This is a genomic window from Kitasatospora sp. NPDC054768 (assembly GCF_053612025.1).
Genome location: NZ_JBSHBN010000034.1, coordinates 45,196 through 62,697 on the forward strand (window position 1 = coordinate 45,196; position 17,502 = coordinate 62,697).

General features: G+C 73.3%; 12 protein-coding genes. 6 read left to right on the forward strand and 6 right to left on the reverse strand.

Annotated elements, in window-relative coordinates; translation table 11 throughout:
- Window positions 1–255 precede the first annotated feature (255 nt).
- Entirely contained in the window at window positions 256–1,224 is a 969-nt protein-coding gene (locus ACWGKU_RS13465) for a phosphatase PAP2 family protein (RefSeq protein ID WP_401053879.1), read from the forward strand.
- 90 nt (window positions 1,225–1,314) lie between these two features.
- On the opposite strand, the gene ACWGKU_RS13470 is transcribed toward ACWGKU_RS13465, so the two are convergent.
- Entirely contained in the window at window positions 1,315–4,341 is a 3,027-nt protein-coding gene (locus ACWGKU_RS13470; RefSeq protein WP_452178355.1) for a bifunctional [glutamine synthetase] adenylyltransferase/[glutamine synthetase]-adenylyl-L-tyrosine phosphorylase, read from the reverse strand.
- A gap of 248 nt (window positions 4,342–4,589) precedes the next feature.
- Here ACWGKU_RS13470 and ACWGKU_RS13475 point away from each other — a divergent pair, with 248 nt between their 5' ends.
- Window positions 4,590–5,789: an acyltransferase family protein gene (locus ACWGKU_RS13475; RefSeq protein ID WP_452178354.1), complete on the forward strand. Its 1,200-nt coding sequence runs from the start codon at window positions 4,590–4,592 to the stop codon at window positions 5,787–5,789.
- On the opposite strand, the gene ACWGKU_RS13480 is transcribed toward ACWGKU_RS13475, so the two are convergent.
- Together ACWGKU_RS13480 and glnA are read right to left on the reverse strand one after the other, a co-directional pair.
- Entirely contained in the window at window positions 5,756–7,018 is a 1,263-nt protein-coding gene (locus ACWGKU_RS13480) for a hypothetical protein (RefSeq protein ID WP_401049292.1), read from the reverse strand. The two genes, ACWGKU_RS13475 and ACWGKU_RS13480, sit on opposite strands and share 34 nt — an antisense overlap.
- 180 nt (window positions 7,019–7,198) lie before the next feature.
- Window positions 7,199–8,560, reverse strand: a complete 1,362-nt coding sequence (gene glnA / locus ACWGKU_RS13485; protein ID WP_359896944.1) for a type I glutamate--ammonia ligase — start codon at window positions 8,558–8,560, stop codon at window positions 7,199–7,201.
- Window positions 8,561–8,734: 174 nt separating this feature from the next.
- Between glnA and ACWGKU_RS13490 the strand changes: the two genes are divergently transcribed.
- On the forward strand, window positions 8,735–10,489 hold the full coding sequence (locus tag ACWGKU_RS13490; protein WP_452178353.1) for an NAD+ synthase: 1,755 nt from the start codon (window positions 8,735–8,737) through the stop codon (window positions 10,487–10,489).
- A gap of 3 nt (window positions 10,490–10,492) precedes the next feature.
- Here ACWGKU_RS13490 and ACWGKU_RS13495 read toward each other — a convergent pair whose 3' ends face one another.
- The 3 genes from ACWGKU_RS13495 to ACWGKU_RS13505 all read right to left on the reverse strand — a co-directional run bounded on the left by ACWGKU_RS13495 (window position 10,493) and on the right by ACWGKU_RS13505 (window position 14,143).
- Window positions 10,493–11,548, reverse strand: coding sequence for an endonuclease/exonuclease/phosphatase family protein (locus tag ACWGKU_RS13495; protein WP_452178352.1), 1,056 nt, complete (start codon window positions 11,546–11,548; stop codon window positions 10,493–10,495).
- 196 nt (window positions 11,549–11,744) lie between these two features.
- Window positions 11,745–12,374 carry a TetR/AcrR family transcriptional regulator gene (locus tag ACWGKU_RS13500; RefSeq protein ID WP_401049286.1) on the reverse strand — a complete coding sequence of 210 codons (630 nt, stop codon included), beginning with the start codon at window positions 12,372–12,374 and terminating at the stop codon, window positions 11,745–11,747.
- 161 nt (window positions 12,375–12,535) lie between these two features.
- Window positions 12,536–14,143 (reverse strand): MFS transporter, encoded by a 1,608-nt coding sequence (locus tag ACWGKU_RS13505; RefSeq protein WP_452178351.1) that lies wholly within the window; start codon window positions 14,141–14,143, stop codon window positions 12,536–12,538.
- A gap of 302 nt (window positions 14,144–14,445) precedes the next feature.
- Between ACWGKU_RS13505 and panB the strand changes: the two genes are divergently transcribed.
- From panB to ACWGKU_RS13520, 3 genes are all read left to right on the forward strand, one after another.
- A complete protein-coding gene (gene panB, locus ACWGKU_RS13510; protein ID WP_359896934.1) occupies window positions 14,446–15,315 on the forward strand; it encodes a 3-methyl-2-oxobutanoate hydroxymethyltransferase in 870 nt (289 codons plus the stop codon).
- Window positions 15,316–15,516: 201 nt separating this feature from the next.
- Window positions 15,517–16,539 carry an ATP-binding cassette domain-containing protein gene (locus ACWGKU_RS13515; RefSeq protein WP_452178350.1) on the forward strand — a complete coding sequence of 341 codons (1,023 nt, stop codon included), beginning with the start codon at window positions 15,517–15,519 and terminating at the stop codon, window positions 16,537–16,539.
- Window positions 16,536–17,369 carry an ABC transporter permease gene (locus tag ACWGKU_RS13520; RefSeq protein ID WP_452178349.1) on the forward strand — a complete coding sequence of 278 codons (834 nt, stop codon included), beginning with the start codon at window positions 16,536–16,538 and terminating at the stop codon, window positions 17,367–17,369. The genes ACWGKU_RS13515 and ACWGKU_RS13520 overlap by 4 nt, the downstream gene beginning before the upstream one ends.
- The last annotated feature ends 133 nt before the right edge of the window (window positions 17,370–17,502 follow it).

The following is a 17,502-nucleotide window of genomic DNA, read 5'->3' on the forward strand; positions in this document are numbered from 1 at the left end:
TCAGCAAGATGCTGAAACCGTTTCGTGCCGGGAAATTTCCAGGTGGGCGACCGTCTCCGACCACCCCGATTACTCCCTCGGAGCGACGGGCGTGACAATGGGACGCATGTCCGTCCCACCGGTACGCACCGAACCCCAGAGCACCCCCTACCCCGGTGGGAGCCGGCCCCTAGCCCTCAAGGGGGACAGCCGGTGAAGAATCCACTTCCAGAGGATGAGCAGACGGCTACGAGCGGTCTGGCAGACTTGCCGTCCATGGGGGAACCGACCGAGATCCAGCGAGGCGACGCCGGGCGCGCCGACGCGGCCAGTGGTGGCGGTTCCGAAGCAGCGAAGGCCCTCCCCGGCCGCCTGCCCGATGGAGCCACCCGTGCCGCACAGTCCCGTACCGCCGTCCTGCGCCGCCGCATCGGCGCCCAGCGCCGGTCACCGGCCAGACCGCGGATCTGGTTCGAACTGGCGCTGATCGGGATCAGCTACTGGATCTACTCGATCGTGCGCAACGCGGTTCCCGAACAGGAAGCGATAGCCCAGAAGCACACGCGCTGGATCTGGGACCTGGAGCAGCACCTCGGCATCGCCGTCGAGCGCTCGATCAACCACGCCGTGGACAGCGTCGGGTGGCTCATCACCGGGATGAACTACTACTACGCGACACTGCACTTCGTGATCACGATCGGTGTGCTGGTCTGGCTCTACCGCAGCCACCCCGGGCGCTACGTCGCGGCCCGCACCGTGCTGTTCGTGACCACCGGGATCGCCCTGGTCGGCTTCTACTTCTTCCCGCTGGCCCCGCCCCGGCTGATGACCGACGGCGGCTTCATCGACACCGTGAAGGTCCACGGCACCTGGGGCTCGATGGCCTCCGGGCCCGCCGCGCACGTCTCCAACCAGTACGCGGCCATGCCCTCGATGCACATCGGCTGGTCGATGTGGTGCGGCCTGGCGATCTTCTTCCTGGCCCGCCGGACGTGGGTCCGGGTGCTCGGCCTGCTGTACCCCGCCGCCACCCTGGTGGTCATCGTCTCCACCGCCAACCACTTCTGGATGGACGCCGTCGGCGGCGAGCTCTGCCTGGCGGTGGGCTTCCTCGCCGCCCGCTGGCTGTACCACGAGTGGGTCTACAAGCTGCCCAGGGTGCCCGCCCGGGAGACGGCGGCCGAGCAGCCGGTCACCGTGCCCGAGCAGTGGAGCGAGCCCGCGGTCAGCAGCGCACGCCGCTAGCGGCGCCGCGCCGGCCCGCCACGCCGGCCCGCCACGCCGGCCGCCCGGAACGTCGAAGGGGCCCCGCACGGGGCCCCTTTCGCGTGCCCGTCAGCCGGAGCCGTAGAACAGCCGGTCCACCACCACCCGGGCCCGCCGGGTGATCCGCCGGTAGTCGTCCAGCAGCTCGCCGCTGTGCCCGGAGCCGTACCCGAGGTAGCGGGCCACCCCGGCCAGCTCCCGGGCCTCCCCCGGGAAGCTGTCCCCGGGCCGGCCGCGCACCAGCATCACCGCCGCCCGCACCCGGGAGGCCAGCACCCAGGCCGCGTCCAGCACCTCGGCGTCCTCCGACCCGACCAGCCCGGCCCGCTCGGCGGCCGCCAGTGCCGCCCTGGTCCGGGTGGTGCGCAGGGCCGGCAGCTCGTGCCCGTGCCGGAGCTGCAGCAGCTGCACCGTCCACTCGACGTCCGCCAGCCCGCCCCGGCCGATCTTGGTGTGGGTGGTCGGGTCGGCCCCGCGCGGCAGCCGCTCGGCCTCGATCCGCGCCTTGATCCGGCGGATCTCCACCAGGTCCCGCTCCGGCACCCCGCCGCCGGGGTAGCGCAGCGGGTCGATCAGCTGCCGGAACCGCGCGCCCAGCTCCTCGTCCCCGGCCACCGGCTCGGCCCGCAGCAGCGCCTGGCTCTCCCAGGCGTGCGACCAGCGCCGGTAGTAGGCCGCGTACGAGGCCAGGGTGCGCACCAGCGGGCCGCTGCGGCCCTCCGGCCGCAGGTCGGCGTCGACCAGCAGCGGCGGCTCGGTGGAGGGCGCGCCCAGCTGGGTGCGCAGCTCGTGGCAGACCGCCTGGGCGGCCCGGGCCGCCTCCTCCTCCAGCGAGCCGAGCAGCGGCTCGTGGACGAAGAGCACGTCCGCGTCCGAGCCGTAGCCCAGTTCGTGGCCGCCGAAGCGGCCCATCGCGATCACCGAGATCCGGGTCGGCAGGTCCCCGTGCTCGGCCTCCCACCCGGCTACGCAGGCGCGCAGCGCGCCGCCCAGGGTGGCGGCGTTGAGCGCGGTGAGCGCCTCCCCCGCGGTGTCCAGCGCCTCGGCGGGGTCCTCCCCGAGCCGCCCGAGCACGTCCGCCGCGGCGGTGCGGAACAGCTCCCGGCGGCGCACCGAGCGGGCGGCGGCCACCGCGGCGTGGGTGGACCCGGCCCGGCCGACGGCGGCCAGCACCTCCGACTGCAGCGCCGCCCGGCCGCGCGGCTCCAGGCCGCGCGGATCGCCCAGCATGGCCACCGCCTCGGGGGCGCGCAGCAGCAGGTCGGGGGCGAGCCGGCCGGCCGACAGCACCCGGGCCAGCTGCTCGGCGGCGGCGCTCTCGTCCCGCAGCAGCCGCAGGTACCAGGGCGTGCGGCCGAGCGCGTCGGAGACCTGGCGGAAGTTGAGCAGCCCGGCGTCCGGGTCGGCGGACTCGGCGAACCAGCCGAGCAGCACCGGCAGCAGGGTCCGCTGGATGGCGGCCTTGCGGCTCACCCCGGAGGCGAGCGCGCTGAGGTGCCGCAGCGCGGCCGCCGGGTCCGCGTAGCCCAGCGCCTCCAGCCGGGCCCGGGCCGCGTCCGGGCTCAGCCCGGTGGCGCCCTGCGGCAGTTCGGCGACGGCGTCCAGCAGCGGCCGGTAGAACAGCTTCTCGTGCAGCCGCCGGACCTCCATCGCGTGCCGCTTCCACTCGCGCTGCAGCGCGGCCACCGGGTCGGCGCGGGTGTCGTCGTTGATCAGCGCCGCCAGCGAGCGGGCCAGCCGGCGCAGGTCCTCGTCGGCGGTGGGCATCAGGTGGGTGCGGCGCAGCCGGTACAGCTGGATGCGGTGCTCCAGCGAGCGCAGGAAGCGGTACGCGGCGTCCAGCGAGGCGGCGTCCGCCCGGCCCACGTACCCGCCCCGGGAGAGGGCGGCCAGCGCCTCCAGGGTGTTGCCGCTGCGCAGCGCCGGGTCGGTGCGGCCGTGCACCAGCTGGAGCAGCTGCACGGAGAACTCGACGTCGCGCAGCCCGCCCGGGCCGAGCTTGAGCTGGCGGTCCAGCTCGGTGGCCGGGATGGAGTCGACCACCCGGCGGCGCATCTGCTGCACGTCGGCGACGAAGTTCTCCCGGGCGGCGGCCTGCCAGACCATCGGGGCGAGCGCCTCGACGTACGCGGCGCCGAGTTCCGCGTCCCCGGCGACCGGGCGGGCCTTGAGCAGCGCCTGGAACTCCCAGGTCTTGGCCCAGCGCTGGTAGTAGGCGAGGTGGCTGGCGAGGGTGCGCACCAGCGGGCCGTTGCGCCCCTCGGGGCGCAGGTTGGCGTCCACCGGCCAGATCGTGCCCTCGCCGGTGGTGTCCGCGCACAGCCGGGTGAGGGCGGCGGCCAGCCGGGTCGCGGCCCTGATCGCCTCCGGCTCGTCCACGCCCTCGCGCGGCTCGGCGACGAAGACCACGTCCACGTCCGAGACGTAGTTGAGCTCGCGGCCGCCGCACTTGCCCATGCCGATCACGGCGAGCCGGCAGGCCGCGGCGGCCTCCGGGTCCTGCTCGGCGGCGAGGTCCAGGGCGGTCTGGAGGGTGGCACCGGCCAGGTCGGCGAGTTCGGCGGCGGTCTGCGCGAGGTCGGTGGTGCCGGTGAGGTCGCGGGCGGCGATGGCGAGCAGGCAGCGGCGGTAGGCGACGCGCAGCGCGTTGGCGGGGCCGAGGGCGTCGTCCCGGACGCCTTCGGCGAGGGCGCGGCGGAAGTCCTCCGGGCCGGGGTGCATGTCGCGCAGTTCGAAGGTGACCAGCACGTGCCAGTCGTGCGGGTGCCGGGCCAGGTGGTCGCCGAGCGCGGTGGAGACGCCGAGCACGCCGAGCAGCCGGTCGCGCAGCGGCTTGGAGGTGGTGAGGGTGTCGCGCAGGGTGTGCCGGTCGGCCTCGTCGGCGGCCTCCAGCAGCCGGGCCAGGCCGAGCAGCGCGAGGTCGGGGTCGGCGGTGGCGCCGAGCGCGTCCAGCAGCAGCGGGTCGTCGGCCAGGCCCTCCAGCCCGGGGCCCTCCAGCAGCCGCACCGCCCGCGCCGGGTCGGTGAACCCGCGCCGGACCAGCCGGTTCTCCGGCCGGCTGACCCGGCTCCCGGCCCGCTGCTCCTCGACCGCCATCGACCCCTCCGTCCGTCCGAGGACCGTCCTCGCACCCGCGTCCTCAGGGCCCGCCCCCGGATTCCCTGCCGGGTCCGAGCCGCGGGCCCTAGCAGGCTACGCGCCCCCGGTGCCCGCCGCCGGACGCGCCCGCCGGGTGGACACGGCCGGCCCCTCGACCGCCGTAGGCGTGACCTCGTCCCGGCCGCGCTCGTTCAGCCGGGCGCCGCAGCTCTGCCCGCGGCCCCGCCCCCTCCCCCGGAGCGCCGATGCCCACGACCGGCCCCGCCCGCCTGCCCTCGCTCACCGGGCTGCGCTTCTGGGCGGCCCTGCTGGTGGTGCTCTACCACCTCTCCCACAAGGTGGGCACGCTTCCGGTGCTCGGCCCGCTCGCCTGGTACGGCCGTTCGGGCGTGACGTTCTTCTTCGTGCTCTCCGGCTTCGTGCTGGCCTGGACGTACGGGGCCTCGCCCGCCCCGGCCGGGGCCCTGACCTTCGCCCGCCGCCGCTTCGCCCGGATCTGGCCGCTGCACCTGCTGACCACCGTGCTGTCCCTGGACACGGACGCGGCGATCGGCGCGGTGCTTCCGGTGGCGGCCGCGCTCTGGTCGCTGGCGCTGGTGCACCCGTGGGCGCTGCCCACCGTGTACGGCGGCAACCCGGCCTCCTGGTCGCTGGGCGCCGAGGCCTGGTTCTATCTGCTGTTCCCGCCGCTGCTGCGCCTGCTGGCCCCGCGCCGGCGCGCCTGGCTGCCGCTCGCGGCCCTGTGCACCGCGCTCGGCCCGGTGCTCTGGGCGGCCGGCGCCCTGCTGCCCGCCGACCCGACGGTGCGCGGCTGGCTGCTGGACTACCTACCGCTGACCCGGACCCCGCAGTTCGTCCTCGGCGTGGTCACCGGCCTGGCCGTGCGGCACGGCGCGCTCCCCCGGGTGCGGTCGGCGCGGTCGGGGCTCCTGCCGGCGGCCGCCGCCGTGGCGCTCTGGCACCTGCTGCTGGTCCCCTGGCACGCCGCTGTCCCGGACGCCCTCTGGTACGGCCCGTACAGCGCCTCCCAGTTGCTCCCCGCGCCGCTGTTCGCGGCCCTGCTGGCGGCCGCCGCCCGGTGCGACGCCGCCGGGTGCCCGCCCCGGCTGCTGGCGGGCCGCACGGCCGTCCGGCTAGGCGAGTGGTCGTTCGCCTGGTACCTGGTGCACGAGATCGGCGTCCGCTGCTGGCTGTCCGTCCATGGCCGCCCGGCGCCGGGGGCCGCGACGTTCGGTGTCTGGCTGCTGCTGGCCGGCGGTTCGCTGGCCGCCGCGGGCGTGCTGTACCGCTGGGTGGAGCGCCCCTGCGAGCGGCTGCTGCGCGGCGCCGCCCGGGGCCGGGACGCGACGGCGCCGCTGCCGGCCCGCGCGGTGCGGGTGGGGCGGCAGCGGCGCCGTGGTGCGACGGGGGATCAGCCCTCGGTGGAGCCGTCCAGGTTGACGTAGGCGTAGAAGACGCCGAGGTCGTAGCCGTCCTTGTCGGTGTCGAACAGCACCTTGATGTCGCTGTCCCCGTTGCGCAGGAACGGCGAGATGTCCCAGCGGTTGGAGTCGTAGCCGAAGTTGTTGCGGTTGTACGGGGTGCGGACGAACTGGTCGGCCGGGGTCAGCTCCTCGATGGTGGAGTTGAACGCGTCGTTGGAGGCGTGGTTGAGGTCGGAGAAGGTCGCCTGCGGGCCCTGGGTGGACTTGATGGCGAGGGTGTCGCCGGTCCACTTGAGGTCGCCGTCGTAGACCACGAAGCCGAGCTTGCCCGCCACCGGGCCGGTGGCCGGGGTCCGGAGCCCGGTGAGGTCGAACTCGCGCGGCGGGCTGTCGGGCAGCTCGACCCGGAAGCCGTCCCACAGGTGGACGTGCCGGTACGGCTTGCACTCGTTCTCGTAGGCGACCACGATCGTCCAGCCGCCCCAGCTGTGCGGCTTCACCACCGAGTCCATGTTGGCGACGGTGTAGGTGCCGTTGCCGGCCTGCCTGACCAGGTCGGTGATGTCGGCGGAGGCCTGGTAGCTGCTCTCCACGTCGGTGGTGATGTAGCCGATGGAGGGCTGGTCGTTGGCGATGTTGCGGTACTCGGGCTCGCCCGGGACCTTCAGGTACACCTCGTCGATCTGGTTCTCCGGCAGCACGACGTCGTCGATGCCGCGGGTGCCGCCCCAGTACAGCCGGGCGTACGTGACCCGGGAGCCGTCGATCAGGCCGAGGTCGGCGGAGCTGGCGGAGTAGATCGCGTCACCGAGCGGGCCGACCGAGCCCGGGTCGATGTTGATGTACTTCATCTCGTACTTGTTGTTGATCGGCCTGGGGCCGAGGCCCTTGCGGGCGTCCAGGCAGGGCGGCTGCTCCGGGTCGAGCGGCGCCTTGGTCTCGTCGCAGGTCATCAGCGAGTTGCTGATCCGGGTGATGGAGCCGTGGAAGTCGCCCTCGAAGCGGGTGGTGAAGGGCAGTTGGTTCTCGGCGATCGTGGTGGCCCGCTGCTTCGCGCGCTGTGCGGGCTGGGCTTGCTGTGCGTGCTGGACACCCGCCTCCGGCCCGGAGGGCGTGCCCGAACCACGGGCGTCGGCGATGGTCGGGGCGGCCAGCAGCTGGCCGGCGACGGCGGCGACGGCGGCGCCCGCGACGCAGGTCCTGCGGAGGAGCAGACGAGTGGCGGAGGCGCGACTGACGGAGGAGATCATGTGATCCTCTTTCAGGATGGACGGACGAGCAGGCCGGTCGGACCACAACCCTCCGTCACATAAGCATCACATTCCGCCACCGGTGCGGCGATTCCGCCGCAGGTCCACTCCATAGGAGGGCCCGCTGCCGCCCTCCTGGGCGACAGCGGGCCGACGGGGGTTTGAGCGGCCGTCACCCGCTCACAGCACCTGGAGGTTCTTCCGCAGCTCGAACGGGGTGACCTCGGAGCGGTACTCCTCCCACTCCTGGCGCTTGTTGCGCAGGAAGAAGTCGAAGACGTGCTCGCCGAGGGTCTCGGCGACGAGTTCGCTGCGCTGCATCAGGTCGATGGCCTCGCCGAGGTTCTGCGGCATCGGCTGGATGCCGAGGGCGCGGCGCTCGGAGTCGGACAGCGCCCACACGTCGTCGTCGGCGCCGGGCGGGAGCTCGTAGCCCTCCTCGATGCCCTTCAGGCCGGCCGCGAGGGTGACGGCGTAGGCGAGGTACGGGTTGCAGCCGGTGTCCAGGGAGCGGACCTCGATCCGGGTGGAGCCCTGCTTGCCCGGCTTGTACATCGGCACCCGGATCAGCGCCGAGCGGTTGTTGTGGCCCCAGCAGATGTAGGACGGCGCCTCGCCGCCGGCCCCGGCGGTGCGCTGGGAGCCGCCCCAGATCCGCTTGTAGGAGTTCACCCACTGGTTGGTGACGGCGGCGGTCTCGGCGGCGTGCTTCAGCAGGCCCGCGATGAAGGACCGGCCGACCTTGGACAGCTGGTACTCGGCGCCGGACTCGTGGAACGCGTTGCGGTCGCCCTCGAACAGCGAGACGTGGGTGTGCATGCCGCTGCCGGGGTGCTCGGAGAACGGCTTGGGCATGAAGCTCGCGTGCACGCCCTGCTCCAGCGCGACCTCCTTCATGACCAGCCGGAAGGTCATGATGTTGTCGGCGGTGGACAGCGCGTCGGCGTAGCGCAGGTCGATCTCCTGCTGGCCGGGGGCGCCCTCGTGGTGCGAGAACTCGACCGAGATGCCCATCGACTCCAGCATGGTGATCGCCTGTCGGCGGAAGTCGTGGCCCACCCCGCGCGGGGTGTGGTCGAAGTAGCCGGAGTGGTCGGCGGGGATCGGCGGGGTGCCGTCGCCGGGCAGGTTCTTCAGCAGGAAGAACTCGATCTCCGGGTGGGTGTAGAAGGTGAATCCCTGCTCGGAGGCCTTCTCCAGGGTGCGCTTGAGCACGAACCGGGGGTCGGCGTAGGACGGCGATCCGTCCGGCATCAGGATGTCGCAGAACATCCGGGCGGTGCCCGGGGTCTCCGAGCGCCACGGCAGGATCTGGAAGGTGGTCGGGTCCGGCTTGGCGATCATGTCGGACTCGTACACCCGGGCGAAGCCCTCGATCGCCGAGCCGTCGAACCCGATGCCCTCCTCGAAGGCCTGCTCCAGCTCGGCCGGCGCCACCGCGACCGACTTCAGGAACCCGAGCACGTCGGTGAACCACAGCCGGACGAACCGGATGTCACGCTCTTCGAGCGTCCGAAGCACGAACTGCTGCTGCTTGCCCATGGGGACAGTCTCACCTCTGCTCTTTACGCTCGTGTTACGCCCCGGAGGCCGTGGAAAGACCTCGTAAAGCGGTTGCCCCCATCATGGCCGATCCCCGCCCGGCCCGGCAGCGCCGACCCCCGCCGCGGGCCCCCGCCCAGGACATCGCGTCAGTTGGACGATTACACTCGGGGCATGCCCAATCTCCGTCTCGCCCTGAGCCAGATCGACCCCTGGGTCGGTGACCTCGCCCGCAACGGCGCCGAGGTGGTGCGCTGGACCAAGCGGGCCGCGGAGGCCGGCGCGCAGCTGGTCGCCTTCCCCGAGATGGCCCTCACCGGGTACCCGGTGGAGGACCTCGCCCTGCGCCACTCCTTCATCGAGGCCTCCCGCGCCGCGCTGGTCGAGCTGGCCGGCCGCCTGGCCGCGGAGGGGCTGGGCGAGGTCCCGGTGGTGGTCGGCTACCTCGGGCGCTCCGAGCACGCCTCGCCGCGCTTCAACCGTCCGGCCGGCTCTCCGCAGAACTGCGCCGCGGTGCTGCACCGGGGCGAGGTGGTGACCCGGTTCGCCAAGCACCACCTGCCCAACTACGGCGTGTTCGACGAGTTCCGCTGGTTCGTCCCCGGCGACCAGCTGCCGGTGCTGCGGCTGCACGGGGTGGACGTCGCGCTGGCCGTCTGCGAGGACATCTGGCAGGACGGCGGCCGGGTCACCGCCGCCCGCGAGGCCGGCGCCGGGCTGCTGCTGGTGATCAACGGCTCCCCGTACGAGCGGAACAAGGACGACCAGCGGCTGGAGCTGGTGCGCCGCCGGGCGGCCGAGGCGGGCTGCACCCTGGCGTACGTCAACATGGTCGGCGGCCAGGACGAGCTGGTCTTCGACGGCGACTCGATCGTGGTCGGCGCGGGCGGCGAAGTCCTGGCCCGCTCCCCGCAGTTCGAGGAGCACCTGCTGGTGTTGGACCTCGACCTGCCGGCCGCCGCGGGGGACGACACCGACGGACTGCTGCTGAGCGACGGGCTGCACCTGGTCCGCACCGAGCTGGGCGGCGAACCGCAGGACGCGCCCGCCGGGAGGCTCACCGCAGGGGTGGCGCCGCGGCGGTCCGACGAGGCCGAGATCTGGGCCGCGCTGGTCTCCGGCACCCGGGCGTACGTGACCAAGAACGGCTTCTCGTCCGTGCTGATCGGCCTCTCCGGCGGCATCGACTCGGCGGTGGTGGCCGCGATCGCGGTGGACGCGGTGGGCGCGCGGAACGTGCACGGCGTCTCGATGCCCAGCCGCTACTCCTCCCAGCACTCCCGGGACGACGCGGCCGAGCTGGCCCGCCGCACCGGACTGCCCCTGCGGACCGTCTCCATCGCCCCGATGTTCGACGCCTACCTGGCGGCGACCGAGCTGACCGGCCTCGCCGAGGAGAACCTCCAGTCCCGGCTGCGCGGCACCCTGCTGATGGCGATCTCCAACCAGGAGGGGCACATCGTGCTCGCGCCCGGCAACAAGAGCGAGCTGGCGGTCGGCTACTCGACGCTGTACGGCGACTCGGTGGGCGCCTACGGACCCATCAAGGACGTCTACAAGTCACTGGTGTTCCGGCTGGCCCGCTGGCGCAACGAGGAGGCCGTGCGGCGCGGCGAGGTGCCGCCGATCCCGGAGCACACCATCACCAAGCCGCCGTCCGCCGAGCTGCGGCCGGACCAGGTGGACACCGACTCGCTGCCCGACTACGACCTGCTGGACGGCGTGCTGGCCCGCTACATCGAGGGCGACGAGGGCCGGGACTCGATCGTGGCGGACGGCTTCGACCCGGCCGTGGTGGACCGGGTGGTCCGGCTGGTCGACAGCGCCGAGTACAAGCGGCGCCAGTACCCGCCGGGCCCGAAGGTCTCGGCCAAGAACTTCGGCCGGGACCGCCGCCTGCCGATCACCAACCGCTGGCGGCGCGGCTGACCGCTACGCCGAGTACCGGTAGGTGGCGGCCACCGCGAGGTGGTCGCTGCCGTCCCGGGACAGGGTGCGGGAGTCCACCGGCGTGAGCCCGCCCTTGCTCATGATCTGGTCGATCCGGGCCATCGGGAAGGCCGCCGGCCAGCTGAAGCCGAAGCCGTCGCCGGCGGCGCCCTGGGCCGAGCGCATCTGCGAGGTGACCGGCGCCAGGCTGCGGTCGTTCATGGTGCCGTTGAGGTCGCCGAGCAGCAGGACCTTCTTCAGCGGCTCGGCCTGGATCGCGTTGCCGAGCGCCTGCGCGCTGAGGTCCCGCTGGTTGACGGTGAAGCCGCCCTCGGCCTTCAGCCGCACCGATGGCAGGTGCGCCACGTACACGGCGACCGGGCCCTGCGGGGTGGTGACCTCGGCCCGGAAGGCCCTGGTCCAGCCCATCTTCAGGTCCACCGGGGAGATGTCCTCGATCGGGTACTTCGACCAGAGCCCGACCGTGCCCTCCACGGTGTGGTACGGGTAGGCGCCGGCGAGCCCGGTCTCGTACGAGCGCAGCTGCCGGCCGGCCAGCTCCTGCAGGGCGACGATCTGGGCGCCGGAGTCCACCAGGGTGCGGACGGTGCCCGGCACGTCGGTGTTGGCGGCGGCGACGTTGTGGCTGACCACCGTCCAGTCGCCCTTGCCGCCGCTCTTGTCGGACAGCAGCCCGCCGAACAGGTTGACCCAGAGCACGACGGGCAGCAGCAGGGCCAGCAGCGCGGTGGCGGAGCGGCGCAGCAGCGCGGGTACCAGCAGCACCGGGACGGCCAGGCCCAGCCAGGGCAGGAAGGTCTCCAGCAGGCTGCCGAGGTTGCCGACGCTGTTGGGCACCTCGGCGTGGAAGGCGAGCAGCGCGGCGGTGAGCACGGCCAGCGCGGCGACCACCAGGCCGCGCCGCCAGGTGCCGCTGCCGCGGGCGTCCCGGCCCCAGTGGCGCAGGCCGAGGAAGCCGCCGCGACGCACCGCGGGGGCCGGGCCGTCGGCGTCGCCCCCGGGGGCCGCGATCCGCTCGGTCCTGTCCGCCTGCGCCATGAAGTGGCTCCCGTCGCTCGTGCCGTCGCCGCTCCGGTGTCCGGCCCGTCGTCGGGCGGGCACTCACCGGACCGGTGCCGGTTTGATCGATTGTCCGGCTCAGCCTATGCCGGGACAGACGTCGGTCCCGCTGAGCGGGTTCCGGCGTGGCCCGGTTTGGTGAGCGAGGCCACGTTCGGGCGCGGGTCGGGCGGGGTCAGCGGGGTGCGAGGCCTTCGAGCACGGAGTCGACCAGCTTGCGGGCCAGGTCCGGGTCCTCCAGGTCGGAGTCGTCCCACAGGATGCTGCGGTAGAGGATCGGCCCCATCAGGAGGTCGTTGAGCAGTTCCAGGTCGAGGTCGTCGCGGATCACGCCCTCGGCGACGGCCTGGCGGATCAGGCGGAGCCCGACCTCCCGGCGCGGCTTGATCACCCGCTCCCGGTACGCGGAGTACAGCTCGGGCAGGGTCTGCATCTGGCCGAGGGCGGCCTTGAGCACCCAGCGGGTGCGCTTGGCCAGGCCGCGCCGGCGGACGTGGTCGACCAGGGCGATCAGGTCGGCCCGGGCGCCGGCGCCGGTGGGCTCCGGCAGCGGCTCCTCCAGCCGGCTGACCACGTCGACCAGCAGGGCCTCCTTGTTGGACCAGCGCCGGTAGATGGTGGCCTTGCCGACGCCGCCGGCGGCGGCGATGCCCTCGATGGTGAGCTCGGACAGCGCGGTACCGCCGGCCATCAGGTCCTCGACGGCCGTGAAGATGGCCTGCTCGGCGGCCTCGCTCCGGGGCCGGCCACGGCGTACCTCCGCGCAGTGCTGCCCGGTGTCGGCGGTCGGCGTGTCCGTCTTCATCCCCGCTGTCTCTCCCTCGCTCTCCCCGGCGGCGCTGGCGCCGTGGGGTGTCCCTCGGTGGGTCCGCGGCGGGGGCCCGCCCCGGACCGAGGCCCTGCCGCCCGGGGCGCACCCGGGTGGCAGGGCCATTGTCGCTCAGTCACGGTGGGCCCGGCCGCTGGTCAGGCCTCCGCGGCCGCGGCCTCGCGCTCCTGGCCGCGCTGTTCGGGGGCCGGGCCGACCGGGCCGGCGGGGGCGGCCGAGCGGCGCGGCAGCAGGAACCAGGCGACGACGGCGCCGATCACCGAGACGCCCGCCGAGAGCGAGGCCACCACGTGCATGGCGTGGACGAAGGCGTCGTTCGCCGGGGCGATCAGCGCCTGGCCGCCGGGGATGCGGTCGGCGATGGCCAGGGTGGCCTCCAGCGACTCGCCGGCCTTGTCGCGCAGGCCCTCGGGCAGGTGGGTCAGGGTGTCGGCCATCCCGTCGCGGTAGACGGTGGAGAGCACCGCGCCGAGCACGGCGACCCCGAGCGAGCCGCCGACCTGGCGGAAGGTGTTGTTGACGGCCGAGCCGGCGCCGGCCTTCTCCCGGGGCAGCGAGGCCATGATCGCGACGGTGACCGGCGGCATGACGTGTGCCATGCCGGCGCCCATCACCAGGCCGAGCACGACCAGCACCCAGATCGGGGTGGTGGCGGTCAGCACGACGTAGCCGACGAAGCCGACCGCGACCAGCAGCATGCCGCAGGTCGCGGTGGCGGCGACGCCGAAGCGGTCGACCACCAGCCGGGCCCGCGGGGCGAACACCAGCTGAGCGGCGGCCAGCGGCAGCATCAGCACACCGGCCTGGAGGGCGCTGTAGCCGCGCACGCTCTGGATGTAGAAGACGCCGAAGAACGAGACGCCCATCAGCGCGAAGAAGATCACGCCGACGACCACCACGGACGCGCTGAACACCTTGTTGCGGAACCAGGTGACGTCCAGCGCGGGGAACGCGGTGCGGCGCTCGAACCAGACGAAGGCGACCAGCGCGACCACGCCGACCAGGGTCGGCGCCCAGGCCTCGACCGCGGTGAAGTCGGCCAGCTCGCCGCCCTTGATGATGCCGTAGATCAGCGCGACCAGGCCGACGATCGACAGCAGCACGCCGATCGGGTCCATCCGGCCCGGGCTGGGGTCCTTGGACTCGGGGACCAGGATCACCATCGCGATCACCGCGACGACCACGATCGGGACGTTGATCAGGAAGACCGAGCCCCACCAGAAGTGCTCGATCAGCAGGCCGCCGGTGATCGGGCCGATGGCGATGGCCAGGCCGACCGCGCCGGCCCAGATCCCGATCGCCTTGGGCTGCTCGGAGCGCTCGAAGACGTTCATGATGATCGCCAGCGTGGCGGGCATCGCGAGCGCGCCGCCGACACCCATCAGGGCGCGGTAGCCGATGAGTTCACCGGGCGAGGCGGCCAGCGCGGACAGCAGCGAGGCGATGCCGAAGACCACCATGCCGGCCAGCAGCGCGCGCTTGCGGCCGAACCGGTCGCCGAGCAGGCCGGAGGTGAACAGCAGCCCGGCGAAGACCAGGGTGTAGGAGTTGATCGACCATTCCAGGTCGCTCTGGGTGGCCCCGAGTCCGACCGGCGCGGGCGTCGCGATGGTCTTCATCGCGACGTTGAGGATCGAGTTGTCGAGCACGACGACGAGCAGGGCGAGCAGCAGGGTGCCGAGGATCGCCCAGCGCCGACGGTGGATGGCTTCCGGCACGCGGGGTGGCGCGGCTGCGGTGGTCATGGGTGTTTCCCGTCCGTGGTGGTGTGACACTGGCGGGCATTCCGAGCCACATACGTCTCGTAACCCCCCGCACCAGAGTAACGGGCGATACGATACGAGACGAATCCGTTTCGTAAAGAGCAGGCAAATTCGGCGGCCGCCCGCGCACCCCGGCGGGGGGTGACCCGCGCGCCCGGTGTGTCCTGGATCGCACCGGGACGCCCGCACCCCTCTTTGCGCGGGCGCCGGGGCGTGCAAGCATGGAGGTGATCCGGGGACGCCGTACGGCGCCACGAGACGACAACCCTTCAGGAGTCCGCTCGATGAACGCTTCTACGCCTTCGCCTGCCCAGAACCAGGCGTCGACCGCCACCCTCTACGGCGGGGTCACCAACCGCCGTGTCACCGTCCGCGACCTCGCCGCCGCCAAGCAGCGCGGCGAGAAGTGGTCGATGCTCACCGCCTACGACGCCCTCACCGCGGGCGTGTTCGACGAGGCCGGCATCCCGGTACTGCTGGTCGGCGACTCGGCGGGCAACTGCCACCTCGGCTACGAGACCACCGTCCCGGTGACCATGGATCAGATGGTGATGCTCTCCGCCGCCGTCGTCCGCGGCACCGAACGGGCCATGATCGTCGCCGACCTGCCGTTCGGCTCGTACCAGGAGTCCCCCGCGCAGGCCATGCACAACGCGGCCCGGCTGATGAAGGAGGCCGGGGTCGGCGCGGTCAAGCTGGAGGGCGGGGAGCGCAGCGCCCGCTCGATCGAGCTGCTGGTCGAGGCCGGCGTCCCGGTGATGGCCCACATCGGCCTCACCCCGCAGTCCGTGCACGCCCTCGGCGGCTACCCCGTCCAGGGCCGCGGCGACGAGGCGGCGCACCAGCTGCTGCGCGACGCCAAGGCCGTCCAGCAGGCGGGCGCCTTCGCCGTGGTGCTGGAGGCCGTCCCGGCCGAGCTGGCCGCCCAGGCCACCGAGCAGCTGGCGATCCCGACCGTCGGCATCGGCGGCGGACCGGACACCGACGCCCAGGTGCTGGTCTGGACCGACATGGCCGGCATGACGGCCGGCCGGGTGCCCAAGTTCGTCAAGCAGTACGCCGACCTGCGGACCGTCCTCGGCGACGCCGCCCGGGCGTACGCCGAGGACGTGCGCTCCGGCGCCTTCCCGGCGGCGGAGCACAGCTTCCGCTGACGCCCGCTCCTCGCGGCCCCGTTCCGGTTCGGAGCGGGGCCGCTGCCGTCCCCGGGGGCCGCTGTCGTACCCCCGGCCGCTGCCGTACCCGGGGCCGCGTCCGGCGCCCGGGGAGCGCCTCCGGCGGCCGGTGACAGCGGCCTGACAGCACACGGCGCCGGCCGACAGGGAGCTGACAGCGCGGACGGACACCCTGGGGGCATGACACGAATCGCGACAGCCCCGAACGACCGGGGAAGCACCTCTCGGAACGCCGTGGAGGTGCACGGCATCGTCAAGCACTACGGCGAGACCAAGGCCCTCGACGGGGTCGACCTCACCGTCGAGGAGGGCACCGTCCTCGCCCTGCTCGGCCCCAACGGCGCCGGCAAGACCACCCTGGTGCGCGTCCTCTCCACCCTGATCAAGCCGGACGCCGGCACCGCGTTCGTCGGCGGCTACGACGTGCTGCGCCAGCCCAAGCAGCTGCGCCGCACGATCGGCCTCACCGGCCAGTACGCCTCCGTGGACGAGCTGCTCTCCGGGTACGAGAACCTCTACCTCATCGGCCGGCTGCTCGACCTCCCCCGCAAGGAGGCCAGGGCCCGGGCCGCCGAACTGCTGGAGCGCTTCTCGCTCACCGAGGCCGCCAAGCGGACCGCCAAGACCTACTCCGGCGGCATGCGCCGCCGCCTCGACCTGGCCGCCAGCATGATGGGCCGCCCCCGGGTGCTCTACCTGGACGAGCCCACCACCGGCCTGGACCCGCGCACCCGCAACGAGGTCTGGGACGAGGTGCAGCGCATGGTCGCCGAGGGCAGCACCGTGCTGCTGACCACCCAGTACATGGAGGAGGCGGAGCAGCTCGCGAACGAGCTGACCGTCATCGACCGCGGCCGGGTGATCGCCAACGGCGCCGTCTCCGAGCTCAAGGCCAAGGTCGGCGGCCAGACCCTCCAGGTCCGCCCGACCGACCCGGCCGAGCTGCCGGAGATGGCCCGCTGCCTGCACGAGAGCGGCATCCTCAACGCCACCTTCTCCGCCGACACCGGCCTGCTCGCGGTGCCGATCACCGGCGAGGAGCAGCTGACCGCGGTGATCGGGGTGCTCGGCACCCGCGGCTTCGCCGTCGCCGGCATCGACACCAAGGTGCCCAGCCTGGACGAGGTCTTCCTCGCCATCACCGGCAAGCCCGCCTCCGCCGCGGTGCCCGCCCCCAGCCTCGCCAAGGAGCCCGTCGCATGACCACCGCCACGCTCACCCCCTCCCGGGCCCGGGACGCCCGGCCGCCGGCGGAGGACTCCCGGATCGGCCTGTCCGGCACCCTGCGCCACGTCGGCGCGCTGACCCGGCGCAACCTGATGCGGATCAAGGCCGACCCGGAGTCGATGTTCGACGCCGTGCTGATGCCGATCATCTTCACCGTGCTGTTCGTCTACGTCTTCGGCGGCGCGATGGCCGGCAACCAGGACGACTACAAGCAGTACCTGATCCCCGGCCTGCTCGGACAGACCGGCCTCACCCTCGCGATGGCCGTCGGCACCGGCCTCAACAGCGACTTCCAGACCGGCGTGATGGACCGCTTCCGCACCCTGCCGATCGGCCGGGCCTCGGTCCTGCTGTCCAAGATCGTCGCCGAGACCCTGCGCGGACTGCTCTCCTTCGCGATCCTGATCGGCTTCGCGATGTGCATCGGCTTCGAGGTGCGGACCGGACCGCTGGAGGTGCTGGCCACCATCGGCCTGGCCCTGGTGTTCGGCATGTCGATCGTCTGGATCTCGATGCTGCTGGGCATGGCCCTGCGCAGCGCCCAGGCCGTCCAGGGCGTGGCCATGCTGGTCCTGATGCCGATGCAGTTCGGCAGCTCGATCTTCGCCAGGCCCGACACCATGCCGGGCTGGCTGAAGTCCTTCACCGAGGTCAACCCGCTGTCGGCGCTGGCCGACGCCTCCCGCTCCCTGCTCAACGGCGAGGGCCCGGTGGCCCACCCGGTGATGATCGTGCTGGTCTGGTCGGCCGCCGTCACCGCGATCTTCGCCCCGCTGGCGGTCGCCCGGTTCCGCAAGCGGACCTGACCCCACGACCGCCGTCGGCTCCCCCTCGACTCCCGCCGGGGAGGGCCGGCGGGCGAGAACGGCCGGCCGCCCGGGACGGGCGCCGGCCGCGGAACGGGCCCGTGCGGCCGGTGACCGGGGGACGGGCGCCGGC